Raw genomic sequence first — 14,842 nt, 5'->3', positions numbered from 1 at the left:
CTGCTGTCCACCCAAGACTCGCTTGGTGCGGTATAGCTTGTACCTTACACCGTAGGACTTTCACCCACCGAATTCCAAGCCCTTAGCTGGGCGCACCCTATCGAGCAAAAACAGCCATGAGATCATCTCACAGCTGTTCTTCCCTACACCATAATATCAATATTGTCTCCAAGTCCCGGCGTAACCGCGGCAGCATCCATCATCTGCATCATGGCTTCGCTTGTGGCCTCCGCCGTATCAAGAACCTTGGACATCATGGCAAAGCTGATATTGGTACTCAGCCTTTCCATCGACATCATCGTTGACAATGCAGGAATATCCATAGGGCACCTCTCCTCTCTTATCAAGCCCTCCCGGAAATTCCGCCGTCCACATCCCTGTGAGGCCCCTCCGGGAGTTCTCTCATAATCGTATAACACACGGTTATAAACATATATCGGCTGCTTCCCTCTGATACTTAACCCGGTTTCCAGGCTGTATCAGATTCCCCGCATTCCGGGTACAGTTCCTGCACCACCTTCACCAGCTTTTCCGCCTGCCGGGACAGAGCGTAGCTGTTATTGTACACCAGGTACAATTTTCTCGTACTCCTGTTTTTTCCCGCCGGAAATGCCAGGACCGTTCCCGCCGCGATCTCCTCCCGCACCGCCAGACTGGAAATGATCGTGATGCCGATCCCGTTTTTCACGGACCGTTTGATCGTTTCCGTGCTCTCCACGCTGGCGACCACATGGAGCTTCGCCACGTCAAGGCCGGAGAGTCTGAGCTGCTTCTCCGCCTCTTTTCTGGTGCCGGAGCCTTCCTCCCGCATCAGCAGCGGTTCCTGACGGATCCAGTCCAGATCCCGCTCCTGCTCCAGGATGGCGCGGTACCGCTCCGTATTGGGCATGATCACCACCAGCTCATCCTCGTAAAAGGGAAGATACCTGCAGGATTTATTTTCTATGACCGTCCCCGTAAAGCCCACATCCACCACATGGCTGGCTACATCCGCGATCACCCTGGCGCTGTCCGACTCCCGAAGCTCCAGCTGGCCGTAAGGGTACTTTTCCTTGTATCTGGCCAGGATATCCGGCAGCAGATACCGGGACGGGACCGTAGACGCCGCGACCACCAGACGGGGCTTTGCCTTCCGGGAATCGGCTGCAAATAATTCCATGATCTGATCCTGCAGGATCAAGATTTCCCGGGCATACTGGTACAGCTGCGTGCCCTGCTCCGTCATGCAGATCTCCTTTGTATTCCTGACAAACAGCTTCGCGTTCAGTTCCTTTTCCAGCCCGGAAATATATACGCTGACCGTGGGCTGTGTCAGATACAGCGCCTCCGCCGCCCTGGAAAAGCTCTTATGATCCGCCACCGCTACAAATACTTCAAGTTGTTTTAGTTTCATATCACATAAATCTCAGTCTCTCTTTTTTCTATGATCTCTCCTGTGATCCCTGCCGGAAGCCCTTCCTCCCGAAGCTCCGCCAACAGCTCCTCCGCCTGGTCCGGGCGCGCCGCGATCAAGAGGCCACCGGAGGTCTGGGGATCAAAGAGTACCTCCTCCATGGCAAAGGAAATGTGTTCAAAACGGACATGCTCCGCCAGGTGGTTCCTGTTTTTCTGAGCCGCCGCAGTCAGGTAAAATTCCTCCGCATAGCGGGGGGCCTCCGCCATCACCGGCACCTGTTCGGCATAGATCCGGCAGGAATGCCTGCCGTCCATCATTTCGTGCAGATGTCCGAGAAATCCGAAGCCGGTCACATCCGTACAGGCATGGATCTCGTATTTCCTGCAGATCTCGGACGCGCGCCTGTTCAGCGTGGTCATGGAAGCGACTGCCTCATTCATGGCTGTCTGGGACGCTTCCTGGATCCGGTTGGCCGTACAGATGATCCCTACCCCCAGCTTTTTCGTCAGGATCAGGACATCACCGGGCCTCCCCTGGTTGTTGGGATACATCTTCTGCGGATGAACCACACCGGTCACGGATAAGCCGTATTTCACGCTGTCATCCGCAATGGAATGTCCGCCTGCCAGAATCCCGCCTGCCTCCAGCACCTTCTCGGAACCGCCCCGCATGATCTCCCCCAGGATATTCAGGTCCATATCCTCCGGAAAGCAGACGATGTTCAGCGCTGTCCGGACGTCTCCGCCCATGGCGTACACATCGCTGAGCGCATTGGTGGCCGCGATCTTGCCGAACAGATAAGGATCCTCCACCATAGGCGGAAAAAAATCCAGTGTCTGCACGATGGCCGTGTCCTCCGAGATCCGGTAAACCGCCGCGTCGTCCCTGCTGTCATATCCGATCAGCAGGTTTTCATCCTTCGGGCCCTTCGGGAGACGTTCCAGTACACGGCCAAGCACCCCGGCTCCCAGCTTCGCCGTACATCCGCCCCCTTTACAAAATACGATCTGATCACTCATTTCTTTTTATTCCTTTCTCCGCTTCACATTGCAGACCGTTCCCTGCTTCATTCCAGCCTGCTTCATTCGGGCAATATTCAGTATAAAAACAAAAGCTGCTCCTCCGCAAACTGCAGATAATCCGGCATTCCCCTTTCCCGCAGCAACTCCCATTTGTCCTTCTGCAGAAACCAGCAGAGCTTCTCCTGGTTCTGCTCATTCTCCGGCAGGATATAAAAATTTTTCTCAAAAGGCAGCTCCGCGCTGCCCGCCAGCCGCGCTCGGATGCAGTTCTCCTTCTTTTCTCCCCACACCGGGACAAATTCATGCGCCCGGAAGCCTACATAGGCGATCTCCTTTGGGATCTCCCTTCGGCAGCGCAGACGGATTCCCCAGTCCAGGGCATCCATCTGGCGCGTTCCCGTCCTTTTCACCCTGGAAATATTCTTGCAGCCGGTCAGCCGGGCCGCTTCCAGACATCCGGGATCGGCAAATACCTCCCTGGTCCTGCCGCAGGTGACGGCTTTTCCCTGGTCCATGACCAGCAGCTCCTCGCTGAACCGGTAGATCTCATCCCGGTCATGGGACACCAGGATCACGGTTCCTGTGTATGCCCTCAGCATATCATACAATTCCTGCTGCAGCCGGTCCTTCAGGAACTGGTCCAGGGCGGAAAAGGGCTCGTCCAGTAAAATAACATCCGGTTCATATGCCATAATCCGGGCAAGCGCGACCCTCTGCTGCTGCCCTCCGGACAGTTCTCCGGGAAGACGCTCCTCCAGCCCTTCCAGCCGGAAGGTATGCAGCATATCCCGGATCCGTTCCCGGTTCTGCTGCCTGGAGCCTTTCAGACCCGCGCCGATGTTTTCAGCGACCGTCATGGCCGGAAACAGCGCATAATTCTGAAAAAGGTAGCCGATGCCCCGCTTCTGCGGCTTTACACAGATTTTTTCTCCGGAACGATACATCACCCTTTCATTGAGCACGATCTCCCCTTCATCCGGAATTTCGATGCCAGCAATGCATTTCAGCGTCATGCTTTTTCCGCAGCCCGACGCCCCCAGGATCCCGATCCTGGATGCGCTGCTCTTGAACCGGACATCCAGCTGAAATGCCGGAAACCTTTTTTTCACATTGACCGTAAGGCTCATCTTGCCGGCTCCTTTCCATACAGTTCCTTACCACCTCTTCACCGTCTTCATCCGCTTTCCGGCGATAAGATTCATCAAAATGATAATTGCCAGGGCGATCACGATCACCACCGCGACCCAGATTCCCGCCGTCAGATAGTCCCCGTCCTGGATCACCATGGCGATCTTCTGGGAAATGGTTCCCGTCTTGCCCGGGATATTTCCCGCAAGCATGGACGTGGCTCCGTATTCCCCCAATGCCCTGGCGAAGGTCAGCACCGTGCCGGACGCGATCCCCGGCCCCGCGGAGGGGATCACCACCTTCCAGAAGATCTGTGTTTCCGACATTCCCAGAGTCCGGCCCGCATAGACCAGATTGACATCGATCTGCTCAAAGGCCGCCCGGGCGTTCCGGTACATCAATGGAAATGCGATGACCGTCGCCGCGATCACACACCCAAGCCAGGTCTGCACCACCTTGAAGTCAAATGTCTCATACAGGAAGCTTCCCAGAGGGCGCCGCCTGCTGAACAGCAGAAGCAGGAAAAAGCCTGCGACCGTGGGAGGCAGCACCATGGGCAGCGTGAGGATTCCGTCCAGAACGGCCTTTTTTCCGGACGAAGCCTTGACTGCCTTCCTTGCCGCAAAAATCCCCAGGAAGAAGGAGATCACTGTCGCCACAGCCCCGGTCTTCAGCGAGATCAGCAAAGGGCTCCAATCCAGATCCGCAAATATCTCCGTCCACGTTTCCATTCTGCCCCTCCTGTCTCCTGTAAATCAAACATCCGTGTCAAAATAGTAAGAAGCAAACACGGCCCTGGCCTCGTCCGACAAAATATATTCCAGAAATTCCGCGGCGGCAGCCCTCTGGGCATCATCCGCCTCTTCGTTTACCACCTGGGCGATGGGATAGATCACATTTCCTGTCAGGTCATAGCTGACAGTTTCCAGAATCTCCAGGTCGTCCTCATATCCGTAAGTATCCGAATAATACGTGGTCCCCACCTCGCAGGAGCCCTCAATCACCGCTGCCAGCACCTTGCTCACATTGTCCTGCTCGCTGATCTCCGCGCCGCCCAGCGCGCGGGAAACCTCCTCCGTAGAGATCCCGGCCGCGTCCTCCGTCTCTTCCAGCATTCCCAGACTCACCAGCGCCTGCCGTGTATATCTTCCCGCAGGAACGCTCCCGCCTGCCAGCGCAATGCTCTCGGCATTGCCCAGACTTTCAAGCCCTGTCACCTCCGTGCCGCTGTCCTTCCGGGTGACCACCACGACCTGGTTATTGACAACATTTGCCCGGGTTCCTTCCATGACCAGGCCGTCCGACTCCAGCTGGTCCATCTGCTTCTGCGCCGCGGAAAAGAACAGGTCACACTCGTACCCTTCCTCGATCTGGGTCAGCAGAGTGCCGGAGCTGTCCGCATTGTAAGTGATCTTTACCTCCGGATGGATCTCGCTATACTCTTTCGCAAGCTCTGTCATCACCGTATTCAGGCTGGCCGCAATAAATACCTGGATCTCGGTTTTCATGGCCTTTTCCTGCTTTGCGCCGCTTTCCCCGGAGCCGGTATTCTCTGCGCCTGTCTGCTCCGTGTCTGCCTCTTGCCTGCTTCCTGCCGATCCGGCATCCTCTCCGGCTTCTCCTGCCTGGCCTCCGCCGCATCCCATAAGCAGGCTTCCCGCCAGCATGGCTGCGAGCAGACCTTTTACTGTTCTTTTCCGCATAGTTTTATTCTCCATTCTTTCCGCAGGGTTTCCTTCTTCATTCTTCCGGCCGCTTTTCCTGTCTCTTCCTGATCAAAAGAAAACGGCAGGCACCGCGCCCCTGCGTCATCCCTTCCCGCCGCACTCCGCCGCGTCTCCGGTCAGGATCTGGATCCCGTGTTCCAGATGGGGCAGGATATATTCCAGGCTTTCCTTCACCGCCTTTTTGCTCCCCGGCAGGTTGACGATCAGCGTCCCGTTCCGGATCACCGAAGCGCCTCTTCCCAGCATGGCCCTTCCGGTGATGGACAGGGAGTGGACCCGGATGGCCTCCGCAATTCCCGGCGCGTTTCTTGTCGCTACCGCCATAGTCGCTTCCGGTGTCCGGTCCCGCTCTGAAAAACCGGTCCCGCCTGTGGTCAGGATCAGCTGCACCTGCCTACTGTCTGAAAGGCGGGTCAGCTCCTGCTCGATCCGCTTCTGCTCGTCCGGCAGGATGAGCCGCTCCACCACACGGTATCCGGCCTCCCGCAGCATACTGCAGATACAGGGGCCGCTGGTATCCTCCCGCTCCCCCTTTGCGCCTTTGTCGCTCAGGGTCACCACCGCCGCGGTATAGCGGGTATCCGCCTTCTCGATGATTCGCATCTCATCTCCCACGGAAATGGTCCCGCCGCGGATCACCTGGGCAAATACGCCCTGGGTGGGCATGATGCATTCTCCCATCCTCTGATAGATCCTGCAGTGTGTGTGGCACTCCTTTCCGATCTGCGTCATCTCCAGAACAACGTCGTTGCACTGAAATGTCGTCCCAGCCGGAAGATCTCTGAAATCAAATCCTTCCACCACCAGGTTTTCGCCAAAGGCTCCCGGCCCCACATCAGCGCCCTTTTGGTTAAAGGCTTCGATCCGTTCCGCAGACAGGAGACTGACCTGTCTGTGCCAGTTCCCGCCGTGGGCGTCTCCGCGGATTCCGAAGCCCTCCACAAATTCCGCGGAACCTACATTTTTCTTTTCGGTTCCGCGTTTCTCACTGATGCAGACCGCCTTTACAATTCCCATACTGAACCTCCATTTTTTAGTCAGCCGCCGATCTGCGCCATGTTGTGTGTTTCCTGCAGGATGCCCTTCACCCGCGCCTCGGGCGAATCCCCTTTCCCGAATATCCCTGGTACGCCGTTTTCTGCAGTGGGCCAGGCCCTGCTCGGAAAATCGTGGCACTTGGGCTTCATATAAATACAGTCCTGCAGAAGCTGCTGCAGCTCATTGTCGTCAATCCCGTTTCTCATCTCCTGCTTGAGGTTGATATGCCCTTCATAGTTCAGGCACAGCTTCAGGGTTCCGTCCGCCTTTACCCGGATCCGGTTGCAGGAACGGCAGAACTTCCGGCTCAGCGCGCTGATAAACCCGATCCTCCCGCGGAATTCGGGAAGCTGATAATAGACTGCCGGTCCGTTTCCCACGGATTCCTTCACCAACTCCATATAACCGAACTGCGCTTCCAGCAATTTTTTGATCTCATCCTGAGTCACCGCTGTATAGCCTGTCCCCAGGCCGATGGGCATCATTTCAATAAAACGGACTGTGATCGGGTATTTCCACGCCAGCGACGCCATATCTACAAGCTCATCCTCGTTGATCCCCACCATGGGAACGCAGTTCACCTTCACCGGGATCCCTGCCAGGATCGTCTGCCGGATGCCCTCCCAGACCTCGGAAAATTCTCCCCGCCGGGTCAGCCGGTGGAATTTGTCCTTGTCCAGGGTATCCAGGCTGACATTGATCCCGGAGACTCCGGCCGCTGCCAGCTCCGGCAGAAACCTGCACAAGAGTGCCCCGTTGGTGGTAATCGTAACGGACTCGATTCCGGGAACCCTCCGGATATTCTGGATCAACCCGCAGACCCCTTTCCGCACCAGAGGCTCCCCTCCGGTGATCTTGACCTTAGTAATCCCCGCTCCGGCCGCCGCCTTCGCGACACGGAGGATCTCGTCGTAGGTCATGACCTCGCTGTGGGGCATCGGCTCCACGCCCTCCCGGGGCATGCAGTACTGACACCGGTAATTGCACCGGTCCGTCACGGATATTCTGATATAATCAACAACTCTTTGATATTGGTCTTTCATTCCACGCCTCTTATCCTTTTTGTTTTTTTGCGCAATGCCGCACGGATACTGTCTGATCCGCCCGCCTGCGGCAGGTTCTATTTTCCAAAGCCGCAATTGGGGAAGGTACATACCGGGCAGGACAGGCACAATCCGCCCTCCCCCAGCCGGTCCAGATCCGCCTTCTCCAGCACTTCTCCTGTCATGATCCTGGGGAGCACCAGGTCAAATACGGTCCGTTTTGCGTACATGACGCAGCCCGGAAGTCCCATGACCGGGATTTTCTGTTCCCCGTAATAGGCCAGAAGGAACATTGCGCCGGGCAGCACCGGAGCGCCGTATGTGACGATCTTTGCCCCGGAATTGCGTATCGCGAGCGGGGTCCGGTCGTCCGGATCCACACTCATCCCGCCTGTGCAGAGGATCAGGTCCGCCCCTGCCTCCAGGAGCTTTTGGATCGCCGCTGTAATGCGCTCGTGGTTGTCATCGCAGATCTCATGGCCGATGATCTCCGCATCATATTCCGACAGCTTTTCCTTGATGACCGGAGTAAAGGTATCCTGGATCCGCCCGTAAAAGACCTCATTTCCGGTGGTCACGATCCCGGCCTTTTTCTTCAGATAAGGCCGGATCTCAAAGATCGGCCCGTTTCCTGCCGCTTTCTTCGCACGCTCCATCTTCTCCTTTTCGATCACCAGAGGAATGATCCTGGTCCCTGCCAGCTTGTCCCCTGCCTTTACCGGAAAATTCCCGTGCCGCGCCGCGATCATCATCTCTCCCAGGGAGTTGACTGCGTTCAGCTTTTCGGAATCTACCTGGAACAGCCCGTCGCACTCGGCGATCAGTTCGATCTTGCCTTCCTTCACCTCCGACGGACGCATGTGGTCATTTTTACAAATGTCATAGAGGATCTGCGCCGCGTCATTCTCGTGGAGCATATTCTCGTTATTTTCCCAGATATAAATGTGGTCCTTTCCCACACTCAGAAGCACCGGAATGTCCTCCTCCCGGATGACATGCCCCTTGCGGAACACCGCGTCCTTCGTCACCCCCCGGATGATCTGGGTAATGTCGTGGCAGAGGATCTGTCCCACCGCCTCTTCTGTCTTCATCAGCTTCATTAAAATTCCGCCCGCCCTTCCGATTATTTTTTCAAAACAATTCGGTTTTCAAAAAAATATGATTGTAGATCTGATATGCTGCTTCTTCCACCTGCTGTTCATACGTCTCAAACAACCGGAGCAGCCTGCTTCCCTTCTCTGTCAGATAAGCCCCGCCGCCGTTTTTTCCGCCCGGCTGCCGCCCTACGATCTGGTAGCCCAGCTCTTCCTCCGCCGCATGGATGATCTTCCATCCCTTGCTGTAGGACATGCCGGTCTTTCCGCAGGCTTCCTTCACAGAACCCAGCCTGTCGATCTGTTTGAGCAATGTGACGGTCCCCGGTCCGAAAAAGGGCTTCCGGTTAACCAACCTGACCTTCACCTGAGGGCGCATCAGGCTTTCCTCATGGATCCTGGCAATCCGGGCGCAGTCCTCTCCGGCAGAAATTCCTGTCAGTATGCCTTGATCCGGGACCTCCAGACGGACCATTTTCCTTCCCCCGGCTTCCAGAGCATCCAGGATTCCCTTGTCCCCCTGATACTCTAGCAGGGCCGAGATCCCGGAACCGTCCACACAGACCGGATACCCTGGCTGCCCCTGACAGACGGGAAGGACTGAGCCCTCCTGTGCTTCCAGAAGCAGCTTCACCGTTTCTTCCATAAAAAAGGGAAACTCCGCCGGGCAGAACAGCACCTTGCCGCACCTCTCCCGCAGATAGTCCAACCCCAGCTTCACGGAATCCAGTGTCCGCGCGGATTCATAGCCTTCATTTCGAAGGAACGTGATGCCAAAACGACGGAGCGCCTTTTCCACCTGTTCTGCCCGGTATCCGGTAATCATCACGATGTCCTTGATCCCCACCCGCTGAAAGTTCACGGTCACCCGTTCTGCCGCCGTCAGGCTGTCCATCTCCGGAAGCCGGACAAAATCCTCCATCCCGGCGGAGCTGCCGGCAGCATCAATCACTGCGCCGACATTCATGGTCAGTCTTTTAACGCAACGACTTCGATCTCTACCAGTGCGTCCTGGGGAAGCGCGGCTACCTGGAACGCGGATCTTGCCGGATAATTGCCCTCACTGAAAAATCCTTTGTATACTTCGTTCATCTTTCCGAAGTCTGCGATGTTTTTCAAAAATACGGTGGTCTTTACCACATTGTCCATAGTGCAGCCTGCGGATTCCAGAATGGACTTCACGTTCTCCAGAGACTGCCTGGTCTGTCCTTCAATATCCTGCGCTACGATCTTGCCCTCGGACGGAACGATCGGAAGCTGCCCGGAAAGGAACATCAGATTCCCTGTGTTGATTCCCTGAGAATACGGTCCGATTGCTTTTGGTGCATTGTCTGTGTTCAAAATGGTCTTCATGGTCATATCTCCTTTTACAAATTTCTTTTCTCGCAATAAAAATATTTTATCATTCCTTCCGCCGTATGTCAAGTTATATCCCGCTCACCTAACAAAAATTTTTTTGTACGTTGACTTTTTTATTGAATTTAGAAAGATAACATGTAATAATAGAAGTAACTCATAATAGTAGAAGTAATTCCAATAGAAATCTGTATAGAAATGGGGAACGCTTATGAATTCTGACATCCTTCAGCATTATACCGTACTGGTTGAATTTCTTGGGAAAGCGCTTGGCCCGGATTATGAAGTGGTCCTGCATGACCTGAGTTCCAAAGATTTTGCGATCGCCGCGATCGCAAACGGGCATATCAGCGGCCGGAAAGTCGGAGGGCCCCTGACTGATGCCGCGCTCCGCATGCTATCCTCCAGGGCATACGAGACCGATGATTTTTTGAGCAACTACAGGGGTATTGCCCCCAACGGGCATGTCCTTCGCTCCTCCACCATGTTCATCCGTGATGAGGAGGGCCGCCCCATGGGGCTTTTGTGTATCAATTTCGATGACTGGCGTTACAAGGAGCTGACCGAAAAGCTGCTTTCCATCATACATCCGGAATCCTATCTGGATCAGCATCCGGCGTACACCCAGCCGCTGATGCAGAAGACGGAAGAAACGTCTGCTCCGCAGGAAAACACTGCCGCGCCGATCACGGAGAATTTCTCCATGGATATCCCCGCGCTGATGCAGAAGATCTTTGACGATGCCACGGCCTCCTTGGAAACCCCGGTGGACCGGCTGAACCAGTTTGAGCGCAGAGAGATCGTAGAGCAGCTCAATGAGCAGGGACTGTTTCAGCTCAAAGGAGCGGTTTCCTTTGTAGCCCGAAAGTTTTCCTGCTCCAACGCGACGATCTACCGGTATCTCAGTGAGATCAGCGCATGATAAGAGCCCCGCCAAACACCGTTGCTGGTTTGGCAGGGCTCTCGTTTCATCTCAGGAGTAAGCAGAAAGCCTTTTTGATCTTTTTATCCCTCTGTCAGGACGCCTCGCAGGTCCGCAATCGCGTGACGCGGGCATTTCACTGCGCACATGCCGCAGCTCAGGCACAGCGTTTCGTCGATCACCGCATGGTTGTCAACCACCCGGACGGCCTCCGCCGTGCATGTCTTTTCACAGATCCCGCAGCCGATACAGCTTACGGGACAGACTTCTCTTGCTTCCTTTCCCTTGTCTTCATTGACACATTTCACTACAATATAATTGGCGCATTCATGGAGATGGATGATCTCCTGCGGGCAGGCACGCGCACACATGCCGCATGCAATACATTTTTCCTCGTCCACCACTGCCACGCCGTTTTCATTCAGTGTAATGGCGCCGAACTTACAGACCGCCGCGCAGTTTCCGCAGCCCACGCAGCCATATCTGCATTTTGATACGGCGCTTGCGGCGCAGACTCCGTTACATGCCACCACTGCCGCGCGGTAGGGGAATTTCTTTTTTACTGCCATGCTCATCCCTCCTTGTTATATGGCGTACCAGAGATAGGCAGGCTGTATCTGCGCTCTCCGTCCAGCCGATAGTATGCGTCCGTGATCGCCGGCGCCGTCGGAATGCTGGTGATCTCTCCGATGCCGATGGCTCCATAGGCCACATCCAGTCCCGGCTTGTCGATCACGATCGCTTCAATCTCCGGGATCTCATGAGCCCGGAACAGCCCCAGCGCGCCGAATTTCTCGATCGGCTTGCAGTTCTCGTCGATGGGATATTTTTCCCGCAGGGCGAATCCCATAGACATGACCACTCCACCCTCGATCTGTCCTTCGCAGGACAGCGGATTCACGGCCTTTCCGACATCGTGGGCCGCTACCATCTTTTCAATCTTCCCTGTTTTGGCATCCAGGATACACATCTGGGTCGCATATCCGTAAGCCACGTGGGATACCGGGTTGGGCACATCTGCTCCAAGGGGATCTGTCTTGGCCAGATATTCCCCGTAAAACTCCTGCCCTTCCAGGTCTGCCAGCGTTTTCCCGTCTGTCTTTGCTTCCATGAGCTTTCTGCAGGCGCGCATACATGCCTCGCCGGTGATCAGCGTCTGTCTGGAGCCGGAAGTGGTTCCGGAATCCGGTGCGATCCAGGTGTTGCTGCGCTCATAGACAATGTCCCCGCGTTTCAGATCCGTGCTGCTGACTACCATCTGCACCAGCACAGTTCCCAGACCCTGGCCGATACAGGACGCCCCCGCATAGATATGCAGCTTGTGGTCTTCCTCGATGATCAGCTTGACACGGCCCGTATCCGGGATCCCGACGCCGACGCCGGCATTCTTCATGGCGCAGGCCAGACCTATCGGCTTTCCGGCTGCTCTCGCGCTGTCATACTGCTCCTTCACTGCTTCCAGCGTCTCCACCAGTCCGGTGGATTCGTCCACGATCTGTCCGTTGGGCAGTACGCCTCCCGGACGGATGGCATTGCGGTATCGGATCTCCCATGGAGTGATCCCGATCTCGTCCGCCATCATATTTAACAGGGTCTCCGTGGCAAAACAGGTCTGGGTCACGCCGAACCCACGGAAGGCTCCTGCCGGCGGGTTGTTTGTATAGTAAGCGGTCCCTTCGATCTCAAAGTTCTCATAGGCATAAGGTCCCGCCGCATGGGTGCAGGCACGCTCCAGCACCGGACCGCCGAGGGAAGCGAAGGCTCCCGTGTCCGATGCCACCTTTGCCTTGACACCCAGGATCTTTCCGTTCTCATCGCAGCCCATGGTAAAGTTCATGACAAAATGATGCCGCTTCGGATGAATCAGCAGGGATTCTGCCCGGGTCAGCCGAACCTTCACCGGCCGTCTGGTATGGTGGGCGAGCAGCGCCGCGTGATGCTGCACCGTCATGTCCTCCTTCCCCCCAAAGCCGCCGCCTACCAGCGCGTTTTCCGCCTTGACCTTATCGGTTCCCAGCATCAGGCTGCATTCCCGGTAAGTACAGTAGGCATCCTGGTCCGTGGAAATGACCATCACGTCGCCGTCCTCGTCGATATAAGCCACCGCGCATTCCGGCTCCAGGAACGCATGCTCCGTCCAGGGCGTCTCGAAATGCTGGGTAATGACATGCTTCGCGTTCCGGATCGCTTCGGCCGCATTTCCCCGGCTCACATGCTTGTAGGCCTGGACATTGGACTCTTCCTCGTCAAATACCTTTGGAGCGTCCGCAGCGGCTGCTTCCTTGATGTTATGTACCATAGGAAGGACCTCGTACTCCACCTTGATCAGCTTTTTCGCCTTTTCCACGGTCTCCATGTCCTCCGCGGCCACCAGCGCCACGGCGTCTCCCAGGTAATGGGTCAGTCCGCCCACCGGGATCAGGGTGTACTGGTCATGCTTGAGATGGCCGATCTTGTTCTCTCCCGGAATGTCCTCTGCGGTCAGAACCGCTGCCACACCGGGCAGCGCTTTCGCTTTGGAGGTGTCGATGGAGAGCACCCTGGCTCTTGGATATTTACTCCGAAGCGCCGAGCCATAGCACATATTTTCCTTATAAAAATCATCCGGGTACTTTCCGTAGCCGAGCACCTTTTCTTCCACATCCAGGCGGTGTACGCGGGAACCCACCTTCCAGTCGTCCGCGCTCTTTTCCGGAGTCCGTCCTTCCCGCAGGATCTTTGCGGAAAGCTTCACTGCGGCGATGATCTTCACATATCCGGTACAGCGGCAGTAATTGTTTCGCAGGGCGTATTTGATCTCGTCCTCGGTGGGATCCGGATTCACGTCCAGCAGCGCCTTCGTGCACATCACCATGCCCGGGATACAGAAGCCGCACTGTACCGCTCCCGCTTCCCCGTATGCATAGGTAAATACCTGGGACTCCCATTCGCTTAAGCCCTCTACCGTCAGGACATGTTTGCCCTCCAGCCGGTCCGTTGTGGGAACACAGGCTTTACAGGTGACGCCGTCTATGATCACGGTACAGGCGCCGCATGCCCCCTGGCTGCAGCCGTCCTTAACGGAGGTCATATGCAGCTCATCCCGGAGGAATCGGAGCAGGGATTGCTTTTTATCCGTTTTCACCGTTTTACCATTTACTACAAATGTATACATTTTCAAATCTCACCTTCTTTTTTTGAATGTTTTCCACCTGTACGGTTGGAATTTTTTCATACAGGATCTCAGTCTTTCCCAAAGGCTGCCTCCATAGCGCCTCTCCCTATTTTTCTTGCCTTGTCAGATATGGTAACGCAGTATTCCTTCTTCTCCCGGGCGTCGATATCCCCGATCTTGAGCCCTTTTTCCACCTGCACGCCTTCCTGGAGCATGCCCCGGACAATGCCGGACATCTGCGCGTAGACCGGAACGCCGCCGGTCACGGCCACCAGCTGCCCTTTTTTCACCAGGTCGCCGATCCGGACCTGGGGTTCTATGACTCCGGAGGCCGATGCCCTGATCAACCGTTCGATAGTGTAGCCTGCGATCTCTCCCGGAATCCCTGTATTGGGAATGGCGCTGCCCTCCCAGATCACCTGTCCGAGAGACGGCCCCCGCTGGGTCTCGATCACGTAATGGCAGTCCAGCCCCGCCGTAAAGCCGGGGCCGATGCCGATCACCACAGGCGCGTCACCGATGCGGGTGCCCAGGTTTCTTTTCGCCATGATACTGTCGATCAGGATGTCCGGCCTGTATTCCTCCCGGATCTTCGCCTGTTCGTCCACGATCACCGCGATGCCGCCCGCCTGCATCGTCCGGAGCGCCTCTTCCAGATTCCGTACCAGAACGCCTTTCGCCTGTTCTACCTGTGCCTCGCCCTCATACACCGCACGAGAGAAGGATACCGTCCTTCTCACAGCCAGGGGGATTTCGATATCCGTCATCAGAACCTGATGGCCCGCAAGCCAAAATTCATACGCGATCCCTGTAGCCAAATCCCCGGCTCCCTTGATCAAAATCTTCATGTTTGTTCCCGCCTCTCTTTGTGTACTGAGTTCCATCATACTGCTGCCTTCAAAGCCTGTAAACAGACTTTTTTTACCATATTTGCCGACAGCCATACCCGGAAAGCCCCTTTA

At 55.9% G+C, this 14,842-nt stretch carries 15 protein-coding genes; 1 reads left to right on the top strand and 14 read right to left on the bottom strand.

Annotation, left to right across the window (positions count from 1 at the left end; translation table 11 throughout):
- Positions 1 to 143: 143 nt before the first annotated feature.
- The 11 genes from ACTOY7_RS13600 to ACTOY7_RS13550 all read right to left on the bottom strand — a co-directional run bounded on the left by ACTOY7_RS13600 (position 144) and on the right by ACTOY7_RS13550 (position 9,801).
- Positions 144 to 323, bottom strand: coding sequence for a YjfB family protein (locus ACTOY7_RS13600; RefSeq protein WP_016295289.1), 180 nt, complete (start codon positions 321 to 323; stop codon positions 144 to 146).
- A 134-nt stretch (positions 324 to 457) separates the two neighbouring features.
- Positions 458 to 1,393 carry a selenium metabolism-associated LysR family transcriptional regulator gene (locus tag ACTOY7_RS13595; protein ID WP_394682603.1) on the bottom strand — a complete coding sequence of 312 codons (936 nt, stop codon included), beginning with the start codon at positions 1,391 to 1,393 and terminating at the stop codon, positions 458 to 460.
- The gene (gene selD / locus ACTOY7_RS13590; RefSeq protein ID WP_160281965.1) at positions 1,390 to 2,415 is read right to left on the bottom strand and encodes a selenide, water dikinase SelD; all 1,026 of its coding nucleotides are present in this window, start codon (positions 2,413 to 2,415) and stop codon (positions 1,390 to 1,392) included. Before selD ends, ACTOY7_RS13595 begins: the two co-directional genes overlap by 4 nt.
- Before the next feature lie 77 nt (positions 2,416 to 2,492).
- On the bottom strand, positions 2,493 to 3,545 hold the full coding sequence (locus ACTOY7_RS13585) for a sulfate/molybdate ABC transporter ATP-binding protein (protein WP_160281966.1): 1,053 nt from the start codon (positions 3,543 to 3,545) through the stop codon (positions 2,493 to 2,495).
- Between the two features lie 27 nt (positions 3,546 to 3,572).
- On the bottom strand, positions 3,573 to 4,277 hold the full coding sequence (gene modB, locus ACTOY7_RS13580) for a molybdate ABC transporter permease subunit (protein WP_300885390.1): 705 nt from the start codon (positions 4,275 to 4,277) through the stop codon (positions 3,573 to 3,575).
- Between the two features lie 24 nt (positions 4,278 to 4,301).
- Complete coding sequence (modA, locus tag ACTOY7_RS13575) at positions 4,302 to 5,249, bottom strand: molybdate ABC transporter substrate-binding protein (RefSeq protein WP_300885391.1); 948 nt, start codon at positions 5,247 to 5,249, stop codon at positions 4,302 to 4,304.
- Positions 5,250 to 5,354: 105 nt separating this feature from the next.
- A complete protein-coding gene (locus ACTOY7_RS13570) occupies positions 5,355 to 6,290 on the bottom strand; it encodes an MOSC domain-containing protein (protein ID WP_300885392.1) in 936 nt (311 codons plus the stop codon).
- 20 nt (positions 6,291 to 6,310) lie between these two features.
- Entirely contained in the window at positions 6,311 to 7,354 is a 1,044-nt protein-coding gene (gene moaA, locus ACTOY7_RS13565; RefSeq protein ID WP_160281970.1) for a GTP 3',8-cyclase MoaA, read from the bottom strand.
- Between the two features lie 77 nt (positions 7,355 to 7,431).
- The gene (locus ACTOY7_RS13560) at positions 7,432 to 8,454 is read right to left on the bottom strand and encodes a molybdopterin-binding protein (RefSeq protein WP_300885393.1); all 1,023 of its coding nucleotides are present in this window, start codon (positions 8,452 to 8,454) and stop codon (positions 7,432 to 7,434) included.
- Between the two features lie 31 nt (positions 8,455 to 8,485).
- Complete coding sequence (locus ACTOY7_RS13555; protein WP_482671135.1) at positions 8,486 to 9,415, bottom strand: NTP transferase domain-containing protein; 930 nt, start codon at positions 9,413 to 9,415, stop codon at positions 8,486 to 8,488.
- A 2-nt stretch (positions 9,416 to 9,417) separates the two neighbouring features.
- On the bottom strand, positions 9,418 to 9,801 hold the full coding sequence (locus ACTOY7_RS13550) for a RidA family protein (RefSeq protein ID WP_160281973.1): 384 nt from the start codon (positions 9,799 to 9,801) through the stop codon (positions 9,418 to 9,420).
- 214 nt (positions 9,802 to 10,015) lie between these two features.
- Between ACTOY7_RS13550 and ACTOY7_RS13545 the strand changes: the two genes are divergently transcribed.
- Positions 10,016 to 10,726 (top strand): helix-turn-helix transcriptional regulator, encoded by a 711-nt coding sequence (locus ACTOY7_RS13545; protein ID WP_160281974.1) that lies wholly within the window; start codon positions 10,016 to 10,018, stop codon positions 10,724 to 10,726.
- 83 nt (positions 10,727 to 10,809) lie between these two features.
- Here the strand turns inward: ACTOY7_RS13545 and ACTOY7_RS13540 are convergent, their stop codons facing one another.
- The 3 genes from ACTOY7_RS13540 to yqeB all read right to left on the bottom strand — a co-directional run bounded on the left by ACTOY7_RS13540 (position 10,810) and on the right by yqeB (position 14,824).
- Entirely contained in the window at positions 10,810 to 11,295 is a 486-nt protein-coding gene (locus tag ACTOY7_RS13540; protein ID WP_300885395.1) for a 4Fe-4S binding protein, read from the bottom strand.
- A 2-nt stretch (positions 11,296 to 11,297) separates the two neighbouring features.
- The gene (xdh, locus tag ACTOY7_RS13535; protein WP_160281976.1) at positions 11,298 to 13,880 is read right to left on the bottom strand and encodes a selenium-dependent xanthine dehydrogenase; all 2,583 of its coding nucleotides are present in this window, start codon (positions 13,878 to 13,880) and stop codon (positions 11,298 to 11,300) included.
- Between the two features lie 68 nt (positions 13,881 to 13,948).
- Positions 13,949 to 14,824 (bottom strand): selenium-dependent molybdenum cofactor biosynthesis protein YqeB, encoded by an 876-nt coding sequence (gene yqeB / locus ACTOY7_RS13530; RefSeq protein WP_482672304.1) that lies wholly within the window; start codon positions 14,822 to 14,824, stop codon positions 13,949 to 13,951.
- Positions 14,825 to 14,842: the final 18 nt, after the last annotated feature.

The organism is Schaedlerella sp. (genome assembly GCF_056796775.1).
Note: the sequence above shows the minus strand (reverse complement) of the source record. Positions and strands in the feature narration are given on the sequence as shown.

Bases quoted from the DNA above. Each gene is read 5' to 3' on its own strand.
- ACTOY7_RS13600 (WP_016295289.1), bottom strand. From the start codon at position 323: ATGGATATTCCTGCATTGTCAACGATGATGTCGATGGAAAGGCTGAGT.
- ACTOY7_RS13595 (WP_394682603.1), bottom strand. From the start codon at position 1,393: ATGAAACTAAAACAACTTGAAGTATTTGTAGCGGTGGCGGATCATAAG.
- selD (WP_160281965.1), bottom strand. From the start codon at position 2,415: ATGAGTGATCAGATCGTATTTTGTAAAGGGGGCGGATGTACGGCGAAG.
- ACTOY7_RS13585 (WP_160281966.1), bottom strand. From the start codon at position 3,545: ATGAGCCTTACGGTCAATGTGAAAAAAAGGTTTCCGGCATTTCAGCTG.
- modB (WP_300885390.1), bottom strand. From the start codon at position 4,277: ATGGAAACGTGGACGGAGATATTTGCGGATCTGGATTGGAGCCCTTTG.
- modA (WP_300885391.1), bottom strand. From the start codon at position 5,249: ATGCGGAAAAGAACAGTAAAAGGTCTGCTCGCAGCCATGCTGGCGGGA.
- ACTOY7_RS13570 (WP_300885392.1), bottom strand. From the start codon at position 6,290: ATGGGAATTGTAAAGGCGGTCTGCATCAGTGAGAAACGCGGAACCGAA.
- moaA (WP_160281970.1), bottom strand. From the start codon at position 7,354: ATGAAAGACCAATATCAAAGAGTTGTTGATTATATCAGAATATCCGTG.
- ACTOY7_RS13560 (WP_300885393.1), bottom strand. From the start codon at position 8,454: ATGAAGCTGATGAAGACAGAAGAGGCGGTGGGACAGATCCTCTGCCAC.
- ACTOY7_RS13555 (WP_482671135.1), bottom strand. From the start codon at position 9,415: ATGAATGTCGGCGCAGTGATTGATGCTGCCGGCAGCTCCGCCGGGATG.
- ACTOY7_RS13550 (WP_160281973.1), bottom strand. From the start codon at position 9,801: ATGAAGACCATTTTGAACACAGACAATGCACCAAAAGCAATCGGACCG.
- ACTOY7_RS13545 (WP_160281974.1), top strand. From the start codon at position 10,016: ATGAATTCTGACATCCTTCAGCATTATACCGTACTGGTTGAATTTCTT.
- ACTOY7_RS13540 (WP_300885395.1), bottom strand. From the start codon at position 11,295: ATGGCAGTAAAAAAGAAATTCCCCTACCGCGCGGCAGTGGTGGCATGT.
- xdh (WP_160281976.1), bottom strand. From the start codon at position 13,880: ATGTATACATTTGTAGTAAATGGTAAAACGGTGAAAACGGATAAAAAG.
- yqeB (WP_482672304.1), bottom strand. From the start codon at position 14,824: ATGGCTGTCGGCAAATATGGTAAAAAAAGTCTGTTTACAGGCTTTGAA.